The sequence below is a fragment of the Sphingomonas sp. PAMC 26617 genome, from assembly GCF_000242835.1.
Taxonomy (GTDB): domain Bacteria; phylum Pseudomonadota; class Alphaproteobacteria; order Sphingomonadales; family Sphingomonadaceae; genus Sphingomonas.
The window spans coordinates 4,139,939-4,160,673 of record NZ_JH594425.1; the positions used below are offsets into that span (position 1 = coordinate 4,139,939).

Here is a 20,735-nt window from a genome sequence, read left to right on the forward strand (position 1 = left end):
GGTGCCGGGTGGGCCTGGACGGCGTAGATCCGCCTCCGTGCTCGCCCGGTTGATCCTTGCGCTGTTGCTCGCCGCCTTCGCCTTTCCCGCGATGGCGAACGGGCCGTGTCATGATGCGCCCGCGATGATGCCGATGGCGCATCACGGTGCAGCAAAACACCGGATGCCCGGATCCGACGAACGTGGGTTGGCGCCGCATGTCTGCATCGGCTGCATTCCGCCCGCGACGATCGCGCCCCGCCCCGTCGCGACGCCCTTCGCCTATGCCCCGATGCGCCGCGCGATCGTTGCCAGCGCGTTCGCGCCCGGATTGCGCGCGCCCCCGATCCTGCCCCCTCCGCGACTGTCGGCCTGACTTCGCGCGGCGCGTCCTGCGCCGCGACGCCGTTACCGACACGCGAAGGACTTCCAATGAACCGACCCTTTCTGGTCACGGCCTGTACCGTGGCCGCGCTGCTGCCGTTTGCGGCACGCGCGCAATCTTCCATGCCTGGCATGGATATGCCGATGCCGAAGGCAAACGCGAAACCCGCTGGCATACAGTCAGCCCGTCGCACCACGACCACTCGCACGTCCCCCGCGAAGGCTGCGGCGCCGTTGCGCAGCGTCGTTCCTCATGCCGGGCACCCGACGCCCAAGGACACCACCACTGGGCCCCGGCCTGCGCCGGGGAAGGAAGAAGGGGAAACAACCCCGAAGCCCACGGCAATGCAAGCCATGCCGGGAGTGACGGACGCCGCCCCTTATCGCTCTTCCCCGGCGGAGGCCGGGGCCCAGTCGCGCAGCGTTGATCCTCATGCGGGGCATACGATGCCCGTGGACACGACGACTGGGCCCCGGCCTGCGACGGGGAAGGAAACGGGGGCCGGCCATGCCAGCGACGCAATGTCCGCCATGCCCGGCATGGCGATGCTCCCGATGAACGGCGCGTACGGCGAAGGTTCGGGCACCTCGCGCAACCCGGGCAACGCCGGGCAGATGCTCGGCGAGCATGTCATGGCGGGCGAGTGGGCGCTGATGCTCCACGGCTATGCCTGGGCGACCTATACCGACCAGGGCGGTCCGCGCGGCGACGCCGACCTGTTCGTCCAGTCGATGGCGATGCTGTCGGCGACCAGCGACCTTGGCACGGGCGCGCGGCTGCAATTGCGAACGATGCTGAGCCTCGAGCCGGCAATGGGCGCGAAGGGCTATCCCAACCTGTTCGCGACCGGCGAAACCGCCGACGGGGTCACCCAGTTGGTCGATCGCCAGCATCCGCACGACCTGTTCATGGAGCTGTCCGCGCGGATCGACGTCGACGCCGGCAAGGGTGCGGCGTTCCTCTACGGCGGCCCGGTCGCCGAGCCAGCGCTTGGCCCCTCGGCGTTCATGCACCGCGCGTCCGCGACCTATCAACCGATGGCGCCGATCACGCATCACTGGTTCGACAGCACGCACATCACCTATGGCGTCCTCACCGCGGGCTATGCCGCCCCGCGCTGGCAGCTGGAGGCCTCCGCATTCCGCGGCCGCGAGCCAAACCAGTATCGCTGGGGGATCGAGCGCCCGAGCCTCGATTCGTGGAGCGTCCGCGCGACCTGGACCCCCTCGCCCGCCTGGGCGCTCCAGGCGAGCCACGGTCGGCTCAAGAGCCCGGAACAGCTCGAGGCCTTCCGCGACGAGGCGCGCACCACCGCGAGCGTGCAATATGCCAGCGGGAGGATCGCGACGCTGCTCGCCTATTCCGCCAAGCACAAATTGCCCGGCCGCGTGCTCAGCGCGTGGCTGGCGGAGGCGAACTGGGATCTCGACGGGCACAACACGCTGTTCGCGCGCGGCGAGAGCGTCGCCAATGACGAGCTGTTCCCCGACCCGCGCGATCCGCTCCATGACCGCAAATTCCGGGTCAACAAGCTGGAAGGCGGCTATGCCTATCGCCTGCCGCTGGTCGGGCCGTTCGATGCGGCGCTGGGCGGCGCGGTCGGGGTCTATGCCAAGCCCAAGGCGCTCGACCGGGCTTATGGCACGTTCCCGGTCAGCCTGAGCCTGTTCGCGAAAGTGTCTCTCGCACGGTGACATTGTCATTGAAGTGACGCGGTTTTGGCGCAAGGGCGGGCGATGCGTTGGACCACCCGTATCGTCGCCGCCGCGCTCTGCGCCGCCCTGCCAGCCTGCGTCACCGCCCCGATCAATGCCCCCCGCCCCGACCAGGCCCGAGCCAACCCGGTCGTGGCGGCGGAGCAGCGCGCGCCGGTCACGATCCTGATCTCGATCGACGGCTTCCGCCCGGACTATCGCGACCGTGGGGTCACCCCGAACCTCGACGCGCTCGCGACGGGCGGGATCAGCGCGGCGATGCGGCCGAGCTTCCCGTCGATCACCTTCCCCAACCATTATACGCTCGTCACCGGCCTGCGCCCCGACCGCAGCGGGATCGTCGGCAACCGCATGGAGGACGCCCGCCGCCTGGGCGAGGTCTTCACGATGCAGACCGACGACCCGTTCTGGTGGACCGAGGCCGAGCCTTTGTGGGTGACCGCCGAAAAGGCCGGGATCCGCAGCGCGACGATGTTCTGGCCGGGCTCGAACGTCGACTGGAAGGGCGTGCGGCCCGACGACTGGCAGCAATATGCGCATGCGGTCGACGATCGCCAGCGCGTCGATGCGGTGATCGACTGGCTCCGTCGCCCGGCGGCGACACGGCCACGGTTCCTGACGCTGTATTTCGATGCGGTCGACAGCGCTGGCCACAAATACGGCCCCGCCGACGCGCATGTCACCGCGACGGTCAAGGACATCGACACCGCGATCGGCCGGTTGCGCGCGGGGCTCGCCGACCTCGGCCAGCCCGCCAATCTGGTGATCGTCGCGGATCACGGGATGGCGGCGATCAGCGCGGACCGCGTCGTGCGGATCGACCGGATGCTCCCGCCCGCGAGCTTCCATGCGATCACCGATGGCCCCTATGTCGGGCTCGACCCCATGCCCGGGCATGAGGCCGACGTCGCGCGCACGTTGCTGGGCGCGCACGATCACCTGCAATGCTGGCGCAAGCGCGAGATCCCGGCGCGCTTCCATTACGGCCAGAACGCGCGCGTCCCGGCCTTCGTCTGCCTTGCCGAGACCGGCTGGCTTACCTTGACCAAGGAGGCGCCGATCGACCACCCGACCTCCGGCGGCACGCATGGCTTCGACCCAGCGGCTCCCGAGATGGCGGCACTGTTCATCGCCAACGGACCTGCGATCAAGCCGCTCGGGGCGCTTGCGGGGTTCGACAATGTCGACGTCGCGCCGCTGTTGCGCGACCTTATCGGTTTGCCGGCAGATCCGCGGCTGGACGGCGACGACGCACCGTTCCGCGCGGCGCTCTTTTCGGCAGTCGCTGCGGACGGCAGCCGAACGGTCCGTAACGCGGCGAACATGTAAAATACGGGATACCGTATCACTACGGTATCGTTGGATTCACGTCTTATTATGGTCCGACCGCGTTGAGGCCGTGATGGTGCCGTAGTAATTTACGCCTCGCTCGAATCGGTACTCCGACGGGCCTGTACTTCGCTTTTACTGGATCGATTCCCAGCGCCCTGGCTCCACTGTCTTTGCCACTGGTGAAGGGCACTGTCGTCTGGCGCCGGCTCGATCCGTTAATCAGCAGGAGAGGCGACAAGCCATGACCGTATACAGCATCCAGAATCAATGGGGCGGCCCGTCCGCACCGTGGCATGACGGCGGAATCGTCAACATCGGCAACCGGGGCAACCAGCTTCCCGTCGCGCTGCATATCCGCTCGGGCGATGGCGGCCTGAGCTTCAGCGGCACGATGGCGTATAAAGGCGAAGGACCGATCGAGCTTCGCGCGAAGCACGTCACCGAAAACTGCTATCACGCGGAAAATCAGTGGGGCGGCAAGGACGCGCCCTGGCATGACGCCGGGCTGTTCCTGCTCGGTGCACGCGATGGCCAGAATGCGGTCGAGTTCGACCTCTCCGGGCCCGACGGCACCACCCTGGAAGGCACGATGAAATATGCGGGCGAAGGCCCGATCGGCGTCAAGGCGCGCGAGACTGCCGGCCTCGCCTTCGACGCGACCAACCAATGGGGCGGCGTCGATGCGCCCTGGCATCAGGGCGGGCAATGGGTGATCGGTTGCCGCCCGGAGCAAGCCGTCACCGCGCTCGAGATTTCGAGCCATGACAACGGCCTGACCCTGTTCGGAACGATGAATTATGCCGGAGAGGGGCCGATCGGGTTCAAGGCCACCCGAACCATGGCCAATACCTACAGCGTCGTGAACCAATGGGGCGGGTCTGACGCACCCTGGCACCCGGGCGGGACCTGGGTGCTTGGCTGCCGCGGGAAGCAGGGGATCGCCGCGCTCAGCGCGAAGGGCGACGCGCACGGCCTGCACGGGACGATGCTGTACACCGGGGAGGGGTCGATCGGCCTGAAACTCGCGCCGAGCGTGGTGAAGGTTCTCCAGCCCGCCTGAGCCGAGGCGTACCGTCGGCCGGGGGACCGGCCGACGGTATCCCTGCCCTGCCACCCCCTTAATTCGGGCTTGCCCTCCGCCTTGCGGCGTCCGACAAAAGCGCATGCAATATTTCGAAGACATCACGGTCGGCACGAAGCAGGCGTTCGGCCGGTACGAAGTTCAGCGTGACGAGGTCATCGGCTTTGCCACCGCCTATGATCCGCAGCCCTTTCACCTTTCCGACGAGGCCGCCGCCGCGACGCATTTCGGTCGGCTATCGGCGAGCGGCTGGCACACCTGCGCAATGACGATGGCGATGGTCGTCGCGAACCTGGAAGCGAACCAGCAGGCCGGCCTGGGCTCCCCGGGGATCGACGAATTGCGCTGGCTCAAGCCCGTTTATCCGGGCGACACGCTGCGGTGCGAAACCGAGATCCTCGACAAGCGCGCCTCGCGCAGTCGGCCCGAGATGGGAAGCTATCGCAGCAAGATGACGGTGCTCAACCAGGATGACGTGGTGGTGATGACGTTCGTGTCGACCGGGCTGATTCGGACGCGACCGACCGCCGCATAAATTTCTCTGACGTCCCCCCGGGACGCGCTTCGAACACCCCCGGCGCAAGGCCGGGGGCATCGAAGATCATGCCGTCGCGTTGATCACCGGTGGCCTCGGCCACCACCCGGGCGGCCGCCACCGTGACCACCGAAACCGCCGCGGCCACCGAAGCTACCCCGACCGCCGCCGCCCGGGCGTCCCTGCACCCCGTAATCGCGCCACATCGGACGAATCTCGCGGTGCGCGCCACGCCAGCCCTGCGAGCGACCCTGCCAATAGCCCCGCTGCTGGTCATTCCAGCGATACCGACGGTTCGACCGGTCGAACACGTAATAGCCGGTGCCGGGATAATAATAATCGTTGTTCCAGCCCCAATACGGATCGCCGGTGTAACCGCCGTAATAGGGGTCCCACGCAGCGCTGTTGTAGCCGAGGCCAACGCCGCCATAGCCGTACCCCTCGTTGCAGGCGGACAGACCCATCGTTGCGGTCAGCGCGGCGGCCGCCAGCGCGACCTTCGTAAAACGGGGGGAAAGCTTTGAAACGAACGACATGACGCGACTCCGGGCACGGGCCCGGCAGTGGTCGAGCTTCACCCGCATTAACCGCCGGAAACGCCGCGCGTTCCGTGGCGCGCCTCAATGCCCCTCGAACGCGACCAGCGAATCGACCACGATCCCGTCCGCGCGGAGCGCCGCCGCACCGCCAAGATCGGGCAGGTCGACCAGGAACTGCGCCTGTTCGACCACCGCGCCGGCCTTGCGCAACAGCCGGACCGCCGCGCGCGCGGTGCCGCCGGTGGCGATGAGATCGTCGACCAGCAAGACGCGCTTGCCCGGCGCGAACGCGTCCTGGTGGATCGCGATCCGGTCGGTGCCATATTCGAGCGCATAGTCTTCCGCGATGGTGACGCCGGGCAGCTTGCCGTCCTTGCGGATCAACAGCACGCCCGCCCCAAGCGGTGCCGCAAGCGCGGCTGCAAACAGGAACCCGCGCGCCTCGATCCCGGCGATCAGGTCGACCGCGCCGTGCGTCGCCGCCGCCATGCGGTCGATGCTGGTCGCGAACCCCCTTGCGTCGAGCAGCAGCGTGGTGATGTCGCGGAACATGATCCCGGGCTTGGGGAAATCCGGAATCGTGCGGATCAGCGCCTTCAAGTCATCGTTCACGGTCGGAAGCCCCTCGTCAGTCCGGCGAAGGCCGGGGCCGCCTCGTAACCGGAAGCGAACCGGCTTTCACGCAAAAACGGGCGGTCCGAGCCTTTGCCCGGACCACCCGCCGCCATTTCGGAGGCTTTCGCCCCGTGCCTCGGAGCGTCCGGCCTCAGTGCTTAATGTCGCGCCAGATATTCTGGTACGCACCGTAGGCGAGTGCGCAGAAGACCAGCAGGAACAGGATCACCGCGATCCCCGCGCCATGCCGCGCGGGCAGGTTCGGTTCCGCCGCCCAGGTCAGGAACGCCGCGACGTCCTTGGCATTCTGGTCGACCGTCGACTTGGTCCCGTCGAGATAGGTCACCTGGCCGTCCTGCGTCAGCGGGGGCGGCATCGCGATGTTAAGGTTCGCGAAATACGGGTTGTAATACAGACCGTCGGGCGTCTTCGCGTCGGGGAACTTCTTGAGCAAGTCGGCGGGCTGCGCGGCATAGCCGGTCAGCAGCGAGTAGACATAGGGCGTACCCTCATGCCGCGCCTTGGTGATCAGCGACAGGTCTGGCGGGTTGCCGAGGCCGGGGTAATAGACCGTCGGGAACGGATCCGCGGGCGTGTTGGGCCGCTCGGTCTTGTCGCCCGTCTTGGGGTCGAACACCTGCGCCTTGACCGCCCAGTCCGCCGCGAACTTCTTTACCTGGCCCGCCGAATAGCCGAGCTCGGTCAGGTCGCGGAATGCGACATGCTTGAGCGAGTGGCAGTTCGCGCAGACTTCCTTGTAGACCTGCAAGCCCCGCTGGAGCTGACGCTGGTCGTAGGTGCCGAAGAAGCCGTTCGACGCGAGTTCGAGCTCCTTCGGATGCTTGTGGAATTCCTCCGCCGCGGTCGGGGCGACGGGGTCGGTGATGAGCCCTGACACCGAGCTGAACAGCGCCAGCGCGAGGACAAAGACGAAGGCAGCGCCGACGGCCCAGGAAATAAAGCGGATCATGCTCGAAGTGCCCCTTATTCGGCCGGAAGCGGGCTACCGCTCACCGCGCTGTGCATCGGGCTGGTGCCCCCCTTGCCCGCCAGCACCGCCTCGGTGATCGAGCCCGGCAGCGGCAGCGGACGCTCGGTCCGCGCGATGATCGGCAGGATGATCAGGAAGTGCGCGAAATAATAGGCCCCGCAGATCTGGCTGAGCACCACGTACACCGGCTCGGCCGGCGAGCCCCCGCAATAGCCAAGGATCAGTACGTCGGCGACGAGCACCCAGAAGAAGGTGCGATACACCGGGCGATAGTTGGACGAGCGCACCGGCGAGCTGTCGAGCCACGGCAGGAAGAACAGCAACAGGATCGACCCGAACATCGCGAGCACCCCCCACAGCTTGGCCGGCAGGATGAAATCGACCGTGAACGCGCGCAGGATCGCGTAGAACGGCCAGAAATACCACTCCGGCACGATATGCGCGGGCGTCTGCAGCGGGTTGGCCGGGACGTAATTGTCCGGATGCCCCAGATAGTTGGGCGCAAAGAAGATCAGGCCGGCGAAGATCAGCAGGAACACGCCGAGGCCGAACCCGTCCTTCGCGGTGTAATAAGGATGGAACGGCACTGTGTCCTGCTCGCCCTTGACGTCCACCCCGGTCGGGTTGTTCGACCCCGGGATGTGGAGCGCCCAGATATGCAGGATGATGACGCCCGCGATCACGAACGGCAGGAGATAATGCAGCGAGAAGAAGCGGTTGAGCGCCGCATCATCCGGCGCATATCCGCCCAGCAGCCAGATCCGGATCGTCTCGCCGACCACGGGAATCGCCGAGAAGAAGCCGGTGATGACCTGCGCGCCCCAGAAGCTCATCTGCCCCCAGGGGAGCACATAGCCCATGAACGCGGTCGCCATCATCAGCAGGAAGATCGTGACGCCGAGCAGCCAGATCATTTCTCGCGGGGCCTTGTACGACCCGTAGAACAGTCCGCGGAAGATGTGGATGTAGACGACGATGAAGAACATCGACGCGCCGTTCGCGTGCGCATAGCGCAGGAACCAGCCGCCGTTGACGTCGCGCATGATATGCTCGACCGAATCGAACGCCACGCCACCGTTGGCGGCATAATGCATCGCGAGGACGATGCCGGTGATGATCTGGATGCCGAGCGCGGCCCCCGCGAGCACCCCGAAGTTCCAGAAGTAATTGAGGTTGCGCGGCACGGGATAGCCCGCGCCGACCGCGCCATAGACGAGGCGCGGGAGCGGCAGGCGCTCGTCGAGCCACTTGGTGAACCCGCTTTGCGGTGCGTAATGCTTGGCCCAGGGAAAACTCATCGTTCTATCCTCAACCCACCGTGACCGTCGTCGCCGACGTGAACTTATAGTCCGGGACCGCAAGGTTCTTCGGCGCCGGGCCTTTGCGGATGCGCGCCGCGGTATCGTATTGCGAACCGTGGCACGGGCAGAAATAGCCGCCATACTGGCCGCGGTTCTCGCTCGAGACGATCCCCTGCGGGATGCACCCGAGATGCGTGCAGACGCCCAGCGTGATCAGCCAGTTCTTCTTGCCCTTGGTCCGCTGCTCGAGCGTCTGCGGATCGCGCAGTTCCGACAAGGCGACCTTGTCGGCCGCGGCGATTTCCGCCGGGGTGAGGTTGCGGACGAACAACGGCTGCTTGCGGAAGGAGGTGACGATGCCCGATCCCGCCTCGATCTTCGACAGGTCGACCTCGGTCGTCGACAGCGCGAGCACGTCGGCGGAAGGGTTCATCTGGTTGATCAGCGGGACGATCGCGATCGCGCCGCCAATGCCCGCGGTCGCGACCGCGGCGATATTGAGGAAGTCGCGACGGCGCGGCACATCCTCATGAAAGGGAACGGGATCTTCCCCAAGTGGCACGGCGGAATCGACTGTTGCCATTGACTAGCCCTTGTACCTCTGCCTTCGCCCATCTGCTTCGCGGCGACAGGCGTTCGTTCATTTTGGGTGGACCCGGCGTTTTACGCCTGCCCGCCACGGTCTTCGGCGCATCGCCGCAGACGCGACTAGTTAGACGGCACGACCCGCTTTTGCCAACTGCAATTTAAGCGTGGTAGCGGGACGTCCATGCGTATTGCCCTCTACCAGCCCGATATCGCCGGAAACGTCGGCGCAATTCTCCGTCTCGGCGCGTGCCTCGGCGTTCCGGTCGATGTGATTGAACCGACAGGCTTCACCTGGAGCGACAAGGCGCTCGCGCGTTCGGGGATGGATTATGCCGACGTCGTCCAGGTGACTCGCCATGCCGATTGGGTGGCGTTCCTGCCGACCGTGCCGGGGCGGATCGTCCTCCTGACCACGCGCGGGGGGACGCGGCTCGATGCGGCGACCTTCGAGTCGTCCGACACGCTCCTGCTCGGATCGGAGGGGAGCGGGGTGCCCGATACGGTCCATGCGCTGGCGGACGTCGCGGTGCGGATCCCACTCGCGCCGGGGATGCGCTCGCTCAATATCGCGGTCGCCGCGGGGATCGGCATCGCCGAGGCACTGCGACAGACCGGCGGGTGGCCCGAGGCGGTGTGACGTTTCCGAGTCCACCCTCCCCCGCTCCGTCATTCCCGCGGAGGCGGAAATCCATTAGCGCAACCTTTGGTCTTAGCAGGCCTGGCCAGCCAGTATGGCTCCCCGCCTTCGCGGGGATGACTTAGGAAGAAAATGGCATGATCGAACGAGCCGCCCCCTAAGCACTTCTACCAATGGCTCGCCGCCGACGCCGTGACGAGTACACCTCCCTTCCCACCACAACAGGACAAGCCACCCGTGGACATCGCCCTCGACCCCGAACAAGCCCGCGCCCGCCACTGGTTCGAGGACCTGCGCGACCAGATCTGCGCCGAATTCGTCAGCATCGAACGCGAGGCCGGATCGGATGCGGACTTCGATTACACCGCGTGGGACCGCACCGATCCCGACGGCTCCCCCGGCGGTGGTGGCGTGCGCGGGGTGATGAAGGGCAAGGTGTTCGAAAAGGTCGGCGTCAACGTCTCGACCGTCGGCGGCACGTTCGAAGGGGACTTCGCCAAGTCGATCCACGGCGCCGCCGAGAACCCGCAGTTCTTCGCGACCGGAATCAGCCTGGTCGCGCACATGGCGAACCCGCATGTTCCCGCGGTCCACATGAACACTCGTTTCCTCGTCACCACCAAGCGCTGGTTCGGCGGCGGCGCGGATCTCAACCCGCCGTTGCCCTATGCCGAGGATACCGACGAATTCCACGCGGTGCTCAAGGCCGCCTGCGCCCCGCACGGCGAGGATTATTACGAGCGCTACGCCAAATGGGCGGACGATTATTTCTACATCCCGCATCGCAAGGTGCACCGTGGCGTCGGCGGAATCTTCTGCGACCATCTCGAGGGCAATTTCGAGGCGAACTTTGGGTTCATCCAGGATATCGGCCGCGCGTTCCTCGACGTGTACCCGCGGATCGTGCGGCGGCGGATGGACCTGCCCTTCACCCCGGCCGACACCGCGCAGATGCTGGAATGGCGCGGGCGCTATGCCGAGTTCAACCTCGTCTATGATCGCGGCACGCTGTTCGGGCTCAAGACCGGCGGGAACATCGACGCGATCCTGATGAGCTTGCCGCCGCTTGCGACCTGGTCCTGAGGCGCAGGGCACGATGGGGCTGATCCCGGTCCGCGACACCGACGTCGCTACCGTCGTCACCACGCTGGAGATGACGCAGCGCCCGCCGCTGCGTCCGATCCCCGCCGCGCCGCTCCGGCTGGTGCAATGGCATCAGCCGGACGCGAATAAATACCGCGCGCTGTTCCGCCGCGTCGGTGCGCCGTGGCTGTGGTTCTCGCGGCTGGTGATCGACGATGCGGCGTTGCTGCGGATTATCCACGATCCCGCGATCGGCGTGTTCGCGGCGGTCGATTCGAACGGAATCGAGGTCGGGCTGGTCGAACTCGATTTCCGGACGTCGGGCGCGTGCGAAATCTCCTATTTCGCGCTGATTCCCGAACTGGCCGGCCGCGAACTCGGGCGCTGGATGATGGCGGAGGCGCTCGCGCGCGGCTGGGCAAAGGGGATCAAGCGGGTGTGGCTCCACACCTGCTCGCTCGATCACCCATCCGCGCTCGCTTTCTATCGCAAGCAGGGGTTCGTCGCCGTCCGCCGCACGGTCGAGACCTTCGCCGATCCCCGGCTGACCGGGCATCTCCCGCCCGATGCGGCGCCTCACGTGCCGCTGTTGAGCCGCCGGTAGAGCGCGACCTGGATCAGCAGCGTGGTGACCATCCCGATCGTCACGCCCGCCGCCGCGCCGACCTGCAGGATCGCCGCGACCACCGGATTGGCGAGCGGCGCGCCCGCCAGCGCGGCACCGATGCTGCGGAACGGCAGCGCGAGGATATCCCCGAGCAGCACCGTGATGCATGCCAGCCCCATCAGGATCAGCCCATGCCCGCGCGTGAGCTTGAAGCTGCGCGTGAACGCGGTGACCACGCCGATCGACGGCGTCGCGATCAGTAAAGGCAGCGCGAGCAAAAGCCGTCCCTGCAGATAGATCCCGGGCAGGAACAGCATGAGCGTCCCGATGCTGATCGGGAACGACATCAGCAGCGACAGCAGCACGACCCGCGGCAGCAGCGCCAGCGCGTGGAGCAGCGCCGCCTGCACCGTCGGGCGCGCGCGATCGAGATACAGCAGCAGGATGCTCGCCGAACCGAACAGCAGCACGATGGTGAGCGCAATGACCGGCAGGCTGTAGAGCTGCGACCAGGCCTGCACCGCCGCGAGCCACGCCGCGGTCTGGTCCGCGTTCGCCGGCAGCGCGGGCGGCTTGGCGACGAACATCGCCAGCGCGATTTGCGGCACCAGCAGCAACAGCCCGGCCACACCCGCCAGCGCGTCGCGGTCGCGCTTCGCCATGCCCCACGCATCACGCAGCACCGCGGGGACATCGAGCCTGATCATCGTCTGTTTCATGCGACCTCGACATGGGCCGCGCGCGCATCGCGCGTGGCAAGATAAAGCTTGGCTAGGAACGCCACCGCCAGCACCGAAAAGATCGTCGATACCACGGCCACGACGGTCGACGTGAGGATCGCGGCGAGCGAGACCGGCCCGTCGTTCGACAGCAGCAGCCCGAACACGCTTCCCGCCACCATCCGTGTCGCCAGCCCGGCGACCTGCGACACGATCAGATACAGCAGGATCACCCCCATGATCCTGAGCGCGAGGCCCCGCGTCAGCGCGAACGCGCGCCCGAACGCGCCGAACCCGCGCCGTTCCGCGACGACCGCGGGGGTGATTACCGCCAGCCGCGCGACCACCCACAACAGCACCGGGAGCAATACCAGCGAATACAGCGAGGCGAACAGCACCGCCGGACCATTGATCTGGTCGAGCGACGGCTGCGCGCCGCCCGCCTGGTTCATCGGGATGCCGCTGAGCGAAAACCCGATGAACGCGGGCGCGAACAGCAGGAACAGGATGACCAGCACGAGCAGGTTGACCCCGATGACCGGGAGGAAGCGCCGGTTGGCGGTGCGGATCGCCACGCTACGCCCGGCCGCGGGTTCGAGCCCGAGTGCGGTCACCGCGATCGCGCCCCAGTTGCTCGCGAGCGAGAGCAGCACGATCAGCGCGCCGACCACCGTATTGCCGACGACCCCGGACGCCCCCATCAGCGGCATCAGATTGCCGATCAACGCGACCGGCACGAACATCCCGACCAGGACGATCGGGGTCAGTGCCGCAATATTCCCGCCGACGAACTCGGTCGTGCGGTCCCAGACCGTGCTCATCGTCACCATCACGTCGCACTCTCCCCGTCCGTTGCACCAGCGGCCCTGCACATCGCCCCCGGGGCACGACCTTCCGGCGCTGTTAGCGCATGGCTCGTCCGCTTGCCAACGCCTTGACCAAACCGCACTCTTGCGTGGAACCGCGCAGTGGCGCAATCGGCGTGGCGTGGATCATCTGCCCGACGATATCGAGTGGCGCATCGCCGCCGCCCCCGTTCCGTACGCGACCGCGCTTGCCGAAATGGAAGCACGCGCGACCGCGGTTGCCGAGGGGACCGCGCGCGAGCTCGTCTGGCTGCTCGAACACCCCCCCGTCTATACCGGCGGCACCAGCGCCGATCCGGCCGATCTGCGCGATCCGCAATTCCCGGTGGTCCAGACCGGGCGCGGCGGGCGCTATACCTATCATGGGCCCGGGCAACGGATCGGCTATGTCGTGCTCGACCTCACGCGGCGCGGGCGCGACGTCCGGCAGTTCGTCCACGCGCTCGAGGGGTGGGTGATCGATACGCTGGGGGATCTCGGGATCGCCGCCTTCCGCGCGCCGGGGCGGATCGGGATCTGGACCAGCGTGCCCGATCCGCTGTCCCCCGGCGGTACGGCGGAGGCCAAGATCGGCGCGATCGGGGTGCGCGTGCGGCGCTGGATCACGCTCCACGGCTTCTCGGTCAACCTCGCGCCCGACCTCGCGCACTTTGGCGGGATCGTCCCGTGCGGCCTCGCGGATTTCGCGGTGACGAGCGCCGCGGCGCTTGGCGCGCCGACCGACTTTGCAACTTTCGACGCCGCCCTGGCGTTGCGTTTTTCAACGTTCCTGGAAACTCATTCTTTGGGGCGGAAAAACTGGGCTTGAGGGCCGGACCATATCCGACTAATGTCCACCACGGTTTGGGTATTAAAGGTCTCGAGGCCAACCAAACATATATCTAGGGAGCTTTCCAATGCGTGCATTCATTTCCAAGGTCGCTGCTGGTTCGATGATCGCTGTTGCAGCAATCGCGATCTCGGCTTGCACTCCGAAGACCGAGACGACGACCACCGACAACACGATGGTCACCGACATGAACTCGACCGACACGATGTCGACCACGACCGCGAACGACACGATGACGTCGACCGACGGCGCGATGGCCAACGACGGTGGCATGATGGCGAACGACACCACGATGATGTCGAACACCACGACCACGACCACGAACGCGATGTAATCCTTCCCTTTCGGGAAAGAGAAGATCCAGGGCCGTCCGGGAAACCGGGCGGCCCTTTCGATTCCGGGGCCCTTCGCTTCCGTTTTGCGGGAAAAGCGATCTTTTGAATCGTCCCGCCGATTTCCGGTTGGTTTGGGACGGGCCGATTGGTTAAAAGAGTTGGGATGCTACGCGAAAAGCCGTAGGCGCTGAATCGTGATTTGAGAGGGATTGAATGACCGTGTTGCGTATTCTGGCCGCGCTGACCGCCACTTGCGGCGTCGCGCTGGCAACCCCCGCTTCGGCGCAGTTCTTTTTCCAGTCGCACGACATGACGGCCCCGCCGATCGAGGGCGATGAACCCGGCCAGCTCGCGCTGCCCGGCGCGACCCCAGCCGAAGTCCGCGCCAATCTGGTGTGGAACCTGCGCTCGGCGCTCAACGTCGCGGCGCTGCAATGCCAGTTCGAGCCGACGCTGCTCAACGTCGAGAATTACAATGTGATGATCAACAATCACAAGGACGAGCTGAAGACCGCGTTCGACACGCTGGTCAAATATTTCAACCGCACCAACAAGACCCCCAAGGCCGGCCAGGCTGCGCTCGACCGGTTCGGCACGCGGACCTATTCGTCGTTCACGACCGTCGGGGCGCAATATGGCTTCTGCCAGACCGCCGCACAGATCGGCACCAACGCGGCCTATGCCAAGCGCGGTGAGCTGTACAAGGTCGCGATCAACGACATGGGGACGCTGCGCAACTCGCTGACGCCGTGGGGCGAACAGCGCTTCGCACGCCGTCCGCGGATCGAGACACGCGTGTCGGTGCCGCGGTTCGACGCGATGTGCTGGGGCAAGAACGGCGAATGGAACCAGCGCCGCTGCGGTGCCTATACGTTGACGCCGCGCTGAGGCATTCCCGACCCTGGATCAAAAAGGGGGAGCGCAACGGCCGTTGCGCTCCCCCTTTTTGTCTGAAGATTGCTTCAGCGCAGTCCCAGCGTCTTGTGCGCCTGCAACGTCAGCCGCCATTTCGGCCGCGCCATTACCAGGTCGATCGCCGCCTGAAGGTTTGCCGCCGCCGCCGCGCTGTCGAGCGGCTGGATCAGGTGATGCCCGAAATCCCAGGTCTCGAGTTCGGCGACGTCGCTCCCCGGCTGTGGCCAGACGAGCTTGAGCTCATTCCCCGCCCGTTGCACCACCACGCTCCCCGCCTTGGGGCTGATGCAGACCCAGTCGATCCCGGGATGCGCGGGCAGCGTCCCGTTGCTCTCCATCGCGATCTCGAACCCGGCGGCATGGAGCGCATCGACCAGCGCGTCGTCGATCTGGAGCATCGGCTCGCCGCCCGTGAGCACGACGAAGCGATCGCTTTCCCCCGCCCCCCAGAAAGCCGCCGCCGCCGTCGAAAGCATCGTCGCATCCGCAAAGCGTCCACCGCCCGCGCCATCGGTGCCGACGAAATCGGTATCGCAGAACTGGCAGATCGCGCTCGCGCGGTCCTGCTCGCGTCCCGACCAAAGATTACACCCGGCAAAGCGCACGAACACCGCGCGCCGCCCCGCCTGGACTCCCTCGCCCTGGAGCGTCAGGAACATCTCCTTGACCGCGTAGCTCATCGCCTCAGACCGCGTAGCGGGTGGGGTCGGGCAGGCCGGCGTCCTCGAACCCCTTCTTGCGCAGGCGGCAACTGTCGCACGTCCCGCAATGCAGCCCCTCGGGGGTCGGATCGTAGCACGACCAGCTCATCCCGGCGTCGAGACCGAGCGCGGCGCATTCGCGGACGATATCCGCCTTGGTCATGTGCTGGAGCGGGGCGTGGATCCTGAACGGCTCGCCCTCGACCCCGGCCTTGGTGGCGAGTTCGGCAAGACCTTCGAACGCGGCGATGAATTCGGGACGGCAATCGGGATAGCCCGAATAATCGAGCGCGTTGACGCCGATGAACAGGTCCCGCGCGCCCGCCGCCTCGGCCCAGCCGAGCGCCAGACTGAGAAAGATCGTGTTGCGCGCAGGCACATAGGTGACCGGGATGCCGGGCTCGACCCCGTCCTTCGGCACCGCGATGTCCGCAGTCAGCGCGGAGCCGCCAAACGCCGAAAGGTCGAGCGGCAGGACGATATGCCGCTCCGCCCCCAGATGCGCGGAGATCCGCGCCGCGGACTCGAGCTCGAGCCGGTGGCGCTGGTTGTAATCCACCGAAAGCGCGAACAGGCGGTAGCCGTCGGCCTTGGCACGCGCGGCGGAAACCATCGAATCGAGGCCGCCCGAGACGAGCACCACGGCTGCCGGGGCGACCTGCTTGGTCGTTTGATCTGTCATGATGCGCCGTTAGGTAGGCTCCGCCTCTGCGTTACGCAAGCAGACGAAAAAATGGGCCGCCCGTAAGCGACCCAGGGGGTTGCCCATCGAAGGGCAGATCAGGAGGAAAGCCTTCCGTCACGGAATGCAGCTCCCCTCCTACCCCCCAAGTGTAAACGAACGTTTAACGATACGATCAACGGGGTTTTGCGGGCGTGCAACTGCCGATCAGGCGGGCCTCATATTCATCCTCGAACGGCGCGCCGTTGATGATGCCCTGCGTCTCGAGGTTGAACGACCGCGGCGTCGCGACCTTGACGGTGGTCTGGCCGTGGCTGCCCCGGCATGCGTAATGCAGCGTCGTCGTGTTGGTATCGTTGGTGATCACGCTATGCTGGCATTGCCCGACGTCGTGACCGTAATGGATCAGGACACGCGGGTCGGTAATGCAGAGGGTGCGCGTGGCATCGTTCGAGCCGATCGCCTTCAGCTCCCACTGCCCATGTTCGACCCGGGCCAGCGCGGTGAGCGCGGGCAGCGCTGCGATCGCCAGCCCGCCGCCCAGCGTCAGGCCGACTGCGCCAAGCGCAGCGCGCCCCCATCCCCGTTTCGTGATCATCGTCGTGCAACCCCGCCGCAGCGGACAGGCGCCCCTTGCGCCATGCTCCCGCCTCGGCTGCTTATCTGGGGCGCGCGCGCCTACTTACAATGACGGAGGCGTAACAATCTCGAGCGCCGCGGGCACCGGGAACTTGCGCGCGCAAAACGCGCAGTCGACCACGATCATCCCGTCCTCGTCCGCCATGTCGCGCTGTTCCTCGGGCGGGAATTTCGCAAGCACCGACGCAATGTAATCCGGCGAGCAACGGCAGCCGCGGACGAACCGCGTCTCGCCCTGGACGCGGACCTCGGTTTCCTCGTTGAACAACCGCCACACGAGCGTCTCCAGCGACAGCGCGGGGTCAGCGAGCTCCTCGGGCTTCATCGTGCCGCCGAGGATCGCGACATGCTCCCACTCGGGATGGTCGAGCCGGGTATGGATCCTGTCGCGCCCGTCCTCGCCCTCGGGGAGATGCTGCAGCAACAGCCCACCCGCAACGCGCCCGTCCTGCCCGAGCGCACCGGTGCCGACGCGGATCAACGTCGGGATCTGTTCGGACTGAAGGAAGTAATGCTCCGCCGCCTCGCTCAGCGAATCACCGTCGAGCGGGACGATCCCCTGATAGCGTTCGCCGGTGTCCGCCTGGTCGAAGGTGATCGCGAGATACCCCTTGCCGAACAACGCGAACAGCGTCGGATCCTCGGGCGCCTCGGCGAGCCGGTCCGCGTCGAAATCGACATAGCCGCGCAGTTCGCCGCCGCGGTAATCGCACACCAGCAGTTTGACGATCCCGCCCTCGGTCTGCGCCTGCATGGTGAGCTGGCCACCCGCCTCCTTGAGCGTCGAGCCGATCAACGCAGCAAGCGTCAGCGCCTCGGTCAGCAACGCCTCGATCGGCGCGGGATAGGCATGCGCGGCGAGGATCGTGTCGAGCACGGGCGCGAGCCGCACGATCCGACCGCGCGCGTGGCGCGCGGGGATGGTGAAGCCGATCGCGCGGTCGGTGTCGGCGGGGGTGGTGGGGACTGGACTGGTGGGAACGGGGGTCATGCTTTTCTCACTGGGCTCGGAATGCGGGCTTAATACCCCGTCGCCATTCCCCTCCCGTTCGTCCTGAGTAGCGACCGAGTAGGCGAAGCCGTATCGAGGGCGCGTATCGAAGGACAGGTCATCGCGCGGAACCTGTGCTTCGATACGAGCCCTCGCTACGCCCCAAGAGGGGCTACTCGGTCTCTACTCAGCACGAACGGGATTTGAGAACTGAGCCGGGCCAAACACTTCGACAGACCGAAGACCACCCGGACGACGGTAGCCAAGGAGATAGGAACCCCCAGCCCCCAATCAACCGATCTGCCCGAAGCACCACCGCAACACCGATTTCTGCGCATGCAACCGGTTTTCTGCCTCGGGCCAGATCAGCGACTGCGGCCCGTCGATCACGTCGGCCGTAACCTCTTCCCCGCGGTGCGCGGGGAGGCAGTGGAGGAACTTGGCGTCGGGCTTCGCGGTCGCCATCAGCGCGGCGTCGACCTGATAGGGCCACATCGCCTTCAGCTTGGTCTCGGCGTGATCCTGCCCCATCGAAATCCACGTGTCGGTGACGATCACGTCCGCGCCCTCGACCGCTTCCTTCGCAGTCCCCACGACCCGCGCGCGGCCCTTGCCGAGCGCGACGTCGCCGTCGGCGGGCATGAACCCCTGCGGACACGCCGCGACCACGTCGAACTGCATCAGCCCGGCCGCTTCCATGATCGACGCGAGCACGTTGTTGCCGTCCCCCAGCCACGCGACCTTGAGGCCAGGGAGCGGCTTGCCCGCTTCCAGCAGCGTAAGCAGGTCGGCCATGATCTGGCACGGGTGCGATGCGTCGGTCAGGCCGTTGATCACCGGGATGGTGGCGTAACGCGCCATCTCCTCCAGCTTCGCGTGATCGTCGGTGCGCAGCATGATCGCATCGCAATAGCCCGAAAGGACGCGCGCGGTATCCGCCACCGTCTCGCCGCGCCCGAGCTGGGTCGTACCCGCGTCGAGGATGATGCTGCTGCCGCCCAACTGGCGGATTGCCATGTCGAAGCTGACGCGGGTGCGGGTCGAGTTCTTCTCGAACACCATCGCAAGCGTATGGCCGGCGAGCGGAGCGTCCGCATCCGCCTTGCCCTTGGGCCAGCCCGCGCGCGCGGCCTTGCGGTCGAGCGCATCGGCGAGCATCGCGGCGACGCCGTCGGGGCCGGCATCGGACAGGCTGAGGAAGTTGCGCATCTTACAGTCTCCCCCGGGCACCGGGGGAGGTGGCGAGCGCAGCGAGACGGAGGGGGTTAGGGCTGGGCGCAACAATTGCCGTCGCGACCCCTCCACCGTTCCCTGAATGCTCACGGTCTCCCTCCCCCGCTGCGCGGGGGAGGATTGCCGAGAATGCGCTCACGCCGCCACCGCCATCGCGGTATACGCCCGTGCGCCATCGCTCAGCTTCTGGACGAACTCGGTGATGTGCGCTTCCTCGATCACCAGCGGCGGGAGCACGCGGACGACGTTCTCGCCCGCCGCGACCGTCAGCAGCTGGTGATGATCGCGCAGATGCGCGACGAAATCGCGCGCAACAGCGGCGTCCTTCAGCTTGATGCCGAACATCAGCCCCTTGCCGCGGACGCCCTCGAAGATCTGGTCGTGGTTCGGGATCATCTGCTCGACCGACGTGCGCAACCGCTCGCCCATCGCGGTGACATGCTCGAGGAAACCCGGTTCGAGCATCACGTCGAGGATCGCCTCGCCCGCCGCCATCGCGAGCGGGTTGCCGCCATAGGTCGAGCCATGCGTGCCGAACACCATGCCCTTGGCCGCTTCCTCGGTCGCGAGGCACGCGCCGAGCGGGAAGCCGCCGCCGATGCCCTTGGCCGAGGAGAGGATGTCGGGGGTGATGCCGTAATGCTCGTACGCCCACATCTTGCCGGTCCGGCCATAGCCGCACTGCACTTCGTCGAGCACCAGCAACAGGCCGTGTTCGTCGCACACCTTGCGCAACCCTTGCAGGAACTCGGTCGTCGCCGCCGAGACACCGCCCTCGCCCTGGATCGTCTCGACCATGAAACCCGCGGTCGTGTCATCGATCAGCGCGAGCGCCGCTTCGAGATCGTTGAACGGCGCGTAGGCGAAGCCCGGCAGCAACGGCTCGAACCCGTCGCGCATCTTGGGCTGGTTGGTCGCCGAGATCGCGCCCATCGTGCGCCCGTGGAACGCGTTGTTGAACGTGATCAGCGTGGTCCGCTGCGGGTTGCCGGTGACGAAGTGATAGCGCCGCGCGGCCTTGATCGCACATTCGACCGCCTCGGTGCCCGAGTTGGTGAAGAACACGGTGTCCGCGAACGAGCTTTCGACGATCCGCTGGGCAAGATGTTCGCCCTGCGGGGAACCGTAGAGGTTGGAGACGTGCATCAGCGTCGCGGCCTGATCGGCGATCGCCTTGACCAGCTTGGGGTGCCCGTGGCCGAGCGCGTTGACCGCGATCCCGGCGGCAAAGTCGAGATATTGCGCGCCGTCCTCACCGTAGAGATAGACGCCTTCGCCGCGCACCGGACGCACGCCGCAACGCGGGTATACGGGCATCAGGGCTGGGGTCGACACGACGCGTCTCCTTCAAAAAGCAAAAGGGCGCCCTGTGCGGTCGCCCGATTACGGTTTTTACGGGGATTGGAGGCGGAGCGCAACACTGTCTCTTGGCAGTTG

The 20,735-nt window shown here is 66.5% G+C and carries 24 protein-coding genes; 11 read left to right on the top strand and 13 right to left on the bottom strand.

Going from position 1 to position 20,735, the window contains the following annotated elements:
• Positions 1-37 precede the first annotated feature (37 nt).
• From RH91_RS18475 to RH91_RS18495, 5 genes are all read left to right on the top strand, one after another.
• Positions 38-355: a hypothetical protein gene (locus RH91_RS18475; RefSeq protein ID WP_232283553.1), complete on the top strand. Its 318-nt coding sequence runs from the start codon at positions 38-40 to the stop codon at positions 353-355.
• A 530-nt stretch (positions 356-885) separates the two neighbouring features.
• Positions 886-2,058 carry a hypothetical protein gene (locus RH91_RS18480; protein ID WP_232283554.1) on the top strand — a complete coding sequence of 391 codons (1,173 nt, stop codon included), beginning with the start codon at positions 886-888 and terminating at the stop codon, positions 2,056-2,058.
• Between the two features lie 42 nt (positions 2,059-2,100).
• On the top strand, positions 2,101-3,408 hold the full coding sequence (locus RH91_RS18485) for a nucleotide pyrophosphatase/phosphodiesterase family protein (protein ID WP_037478962.1): 1,308 nt from the start codon (positions 2,101-2,103) through the stop codon (positions 3,406-3,408).
• Between the two features lie 244 nt (positions 3,409-3,652).
• On the top strand, positions 3,653-4,471 hold the full coding sequence (locus RH91_RS18490) for a lectin OAA family protein (protein WP_010164645.1): 819 nt from the start codon (positions 3,653-3,655) through the stop codon (positions 4,469-4,471).
• Between the two features lie 103 nt (positions 4,472-4,574).
• The gene (locus RH91_RS18495; RefSeq protein ID WP_010164646.1) at positions 4,575-5,027 is read left to right on the top strand and encodes a MaoC family dehydratase; all 453 of its coding nucleotides are present in this window, start codon (positions 4,575-4,577) and stop codon (positions 5,025-5,027) included.
• 83 nt (positions 5,028-5,110) lie between these two features.
• Here RH91_RS18495 and RH91_RS18500 read toward each other — a convergent pair whose 3' ends face one another.
• From RH91_RS18500 to petA, 5 genes are all read right to left on the bottom strand, one after another.
• Positions 5,111-5,563, bottom strand: a complete 453-nt coding sequence (locus RH91_RS18500) for a hypothetical protein (RefSeq protein WP_010164647.1) — start codon at positions 5,561-5,563, stop codon at positions 5,111-5,113.
• 84 nt (positions 5,564-5,647) lie between these two features.
• A complete protein-coding gene (locus tag RH91_RS18505) occupies positions 5,648-6,178 on the bottom strand; it encodes an adenine phosphoribosyltransferase (protein ID WP_029624060.1) in 531 nt (176 codons plus the stop codon).
• Between the two features lie 154 nt (positions 6,179-6,332).
• Positions 6,333-7,151 carry a cytochrome c1 gene (locus tag RH91_RS18510; protein WP_010164649.1) on the bottom strand — a complete coding sequence of 273 codons (819 nt, stop codon included), beginning with the start codon at positions 7,149-7,151 and terminating at the stop codon, positions 6,333-6,335.
• Between the two features lie 14 nt (positions 7,152-7,165).
• A complete protein-coding gene (locus tag RH91_RS18515) occupies positions 7,166-8,470 on the bottom strand; it encodes a cytochrome b (RefSeq protein ID WP_010164651.1) in 1,305 nt (434 codons plus the stop codon).
• Positions 8,471-8,480: 10 nt separating this feature from the next.
• Positions 8,481-9,056, bottom strand: a complete 576-nt coding sequence (gene petA / locus RH91_RS18520) for a ubiquinol-cytochrome c reductase iron-sulfur subunit (RefSeq protein WP_026046706.1) — start codon at positions 9,054-9,056, stop codon at positions 8,481-8,483.
• Between the two features lie 186 nt (positions 9,057-9,242).
• On the opposite strand from petA, the gene RH91_RS18525 reads away from it, so the two are divergent.
• The 3 genes from RH91_RS18525 to RH91_RS18535 all read left to right on the top strand — a co-directional run bounded on the left by RH91_RS18525 (position 9,243) and on the right by RH91_RS18535 (position 11,385).
• Positions 9,243-9,698 (top strand): tRNA (cytidine(34)-2'-O)-methyltransferase, encoded by a 456-nt coding sequence (locus tag RH91_RS18525; RefSeq protein ID WP_010164653.1) that lies wholly within the window; start codon positions 9,243-9,245, stop codon positions 9,696-9,698.
• A 237-nt stretch (positions 9,699-9,935) separates the two neighbouring features.
• Positions 9,936-10,781: an oxygen-dependent coproporphyrinogen oxidase gene (gene hemF / locus RH91_RS18530; RefSeq protein ID WP_010164654.1), complete on the top strand. Its 846-nt coding sequence runs from the start codon at positions 9,936-9,938 to the stop codon at positions 10,779-10,781.
• Positions 10,782-10,794: 13 nt separating this feature from the next.
• Positions 10,795-11,385 carry a GNAT family N-acetyltransferase gene (locus RH91_RS18535; protein ID WP_010164655.1) on the top strand — a complete coding sequence of 197 codons (591 nt, stop codon included), beginning with the start codon at positions 10,795-10,797 and terminating at the stop codon, positions 11,383-11,385.
• Here RH91_RS18535 and RH91_RS18540 read toward each other — a convergent pair.
• Both RH91_RS18540 and RH91_RS18545 read right to left on the bottom strand, forming a co-directional pair.
• On the bottom strand, positions 11,358-12,095 hold the full coding sequence (locus RH91_RS18540) for a hypothetical protein (RefSeq protein WP_232283555.1): 738 nt from the start codon (positions 12,093-12,095) through the stop codon (positions 11,358-11,360). The two genes, RH91_RS18535 and RH91_RS18540, sit on opposite strands and share 28 nt — an antisense overlap.
• An 8-nt stretch (positions 12,096-12,103) precedes the next feature.
• The gene (locus RH91_RS18545) at positions 12,104-12,937 is read right to left on the bottom strand and encodes a hypothetical protein (RefSeq protein ID WP_010164657.1); all 834 of its coding nucleotides are present in this window, start codon (positions 12,935-12,937) and stop codon (positions 12,104-12,106) included.
• Between the two features lie 157 nt (positions 12,938-13,094).
• On the opposite strand from RH91_RS18545, the gene lipB reads away from it, so the two are divergent.
• From lipB to RH91_RS18560, 3 genes are all read left to right on the top strand, one after another.
• Positions 13,095-13,781 carry a lipoyl(octanoyl) transferase LipB gene (lipB, locus tag RH91_RS18550; protein WP_010164659.1) on the top strand — a complete coding sequence of 229 codons (687 nt, stop codon included), beginning with the start codon at positions 13,095-13,097 and terminating at the stop codon, positions 13,779-13,781.
• A gap of 88 nt (positions 13,782-13,869) precedes the next feature.
• Complete coding sequence (locus RH91_RS18555; protein WP_010164661.1) at positions 13,870-14,136, top strand: hypothetical protein; 267 nt, start codon at positions 13,870-13,872, stop codon at positions 14,134-14,136.
• A 214-nt stretch (positions 14,137-14,350) separates the two neighbouring features.
• Positions 14,351-15,025, top strand: a complete 675-nt coding sequence (locus RH91_RS18560) for a hypothetical protein (RefSeq protein ID WP_010164663.1) — start codon at positions 14,351-14,353, stop codon at positions 15,023-15,025.
• Between the two features lie 74 nt (positions 15,026-15,099).
• On the opposite strand, the gene queE is transcribed toward RH91_RS18560, so the two are convergent.
• The 6 genes from queE to RH91_RS18590 all read right to left on the bottom strand — a co-directional run bounded on the left by queE (position 15,100) and on the right by RH91_RS18590 (position 20,633).
• A complete protein-coding gene (gene queE / locus RH91_RS18565) occupies positions 15,100-15,732 on the bottom strand; it encodes a 7-carboxy-7-deazaguanine synthase (RefSeq protein ID WP_010164664.1) in 633 nt (210 codons plus the stop codon).
• Positions 15,733-15,736: 4 nt separating this feature from the next.
• Positions 15,737-16,435: a 7-cyano-7-deazaguanine synthase QueC gene (gene queC / locus RH91_RS18570; RefSeq protein WP_010164665.1), complete on the bottom strand. Its 699-nt coding sequence runs from the start codon at positions 16,433-16,435 to the stop codon at positions 15,737-15,739.
• 175 nt (positions 16,436-16,610) lie between these two features.
• Entirely contained in the window at positions 16,611-17,033 is a 423-nt protein-coding gene (locus RH91_RS18575) for a DUF3617 domain-containing protein (protein ID WP_010164666.1), read from the bottom strand.
• 84 nt (positions 17,034-17,117) lie between these two features.
• Complete coding sequence (gene hslO / locus RH91_RS18580; protein ID WP_010164667.1) at positions 17,118-18,065, bottom strand: Hsp33 family molecular chaperone HslO; 948 nt, start codon at positions 18,063-18,065, stop codon at positions 17,118-17,120.
• 291 nt (positions 18,066-18,356) lie between these two features.
• Positions 18,357-19,274, bottom strand: coding sequence for an ornithine carbamoyltransferase (argF, locus tag RH91_RS18585; RefSeq protein ID WP_010164668.1), 918 nt, complete (start codon positions 19,272-19,274; stop codon positions 18,357-18,359).
• Positions 19,275-19,433: 159 nt separating this feature from the next.
• Positions 19,434-20,633 carry an aspartate aminotransferase family protein gene (locus RH91_RS18590; RefSeq protein ID WP_010164669.1) on the bottom strand — a complete coding sequence of 400 codons (1,200 nt, stop codon included), beginning with the start codon at positions 20,631-20,633 and terminating at the stop codon, positions 19,434-19,436.
• Positions 20,634-20,735: the final 102 nt, after the last annotated feature.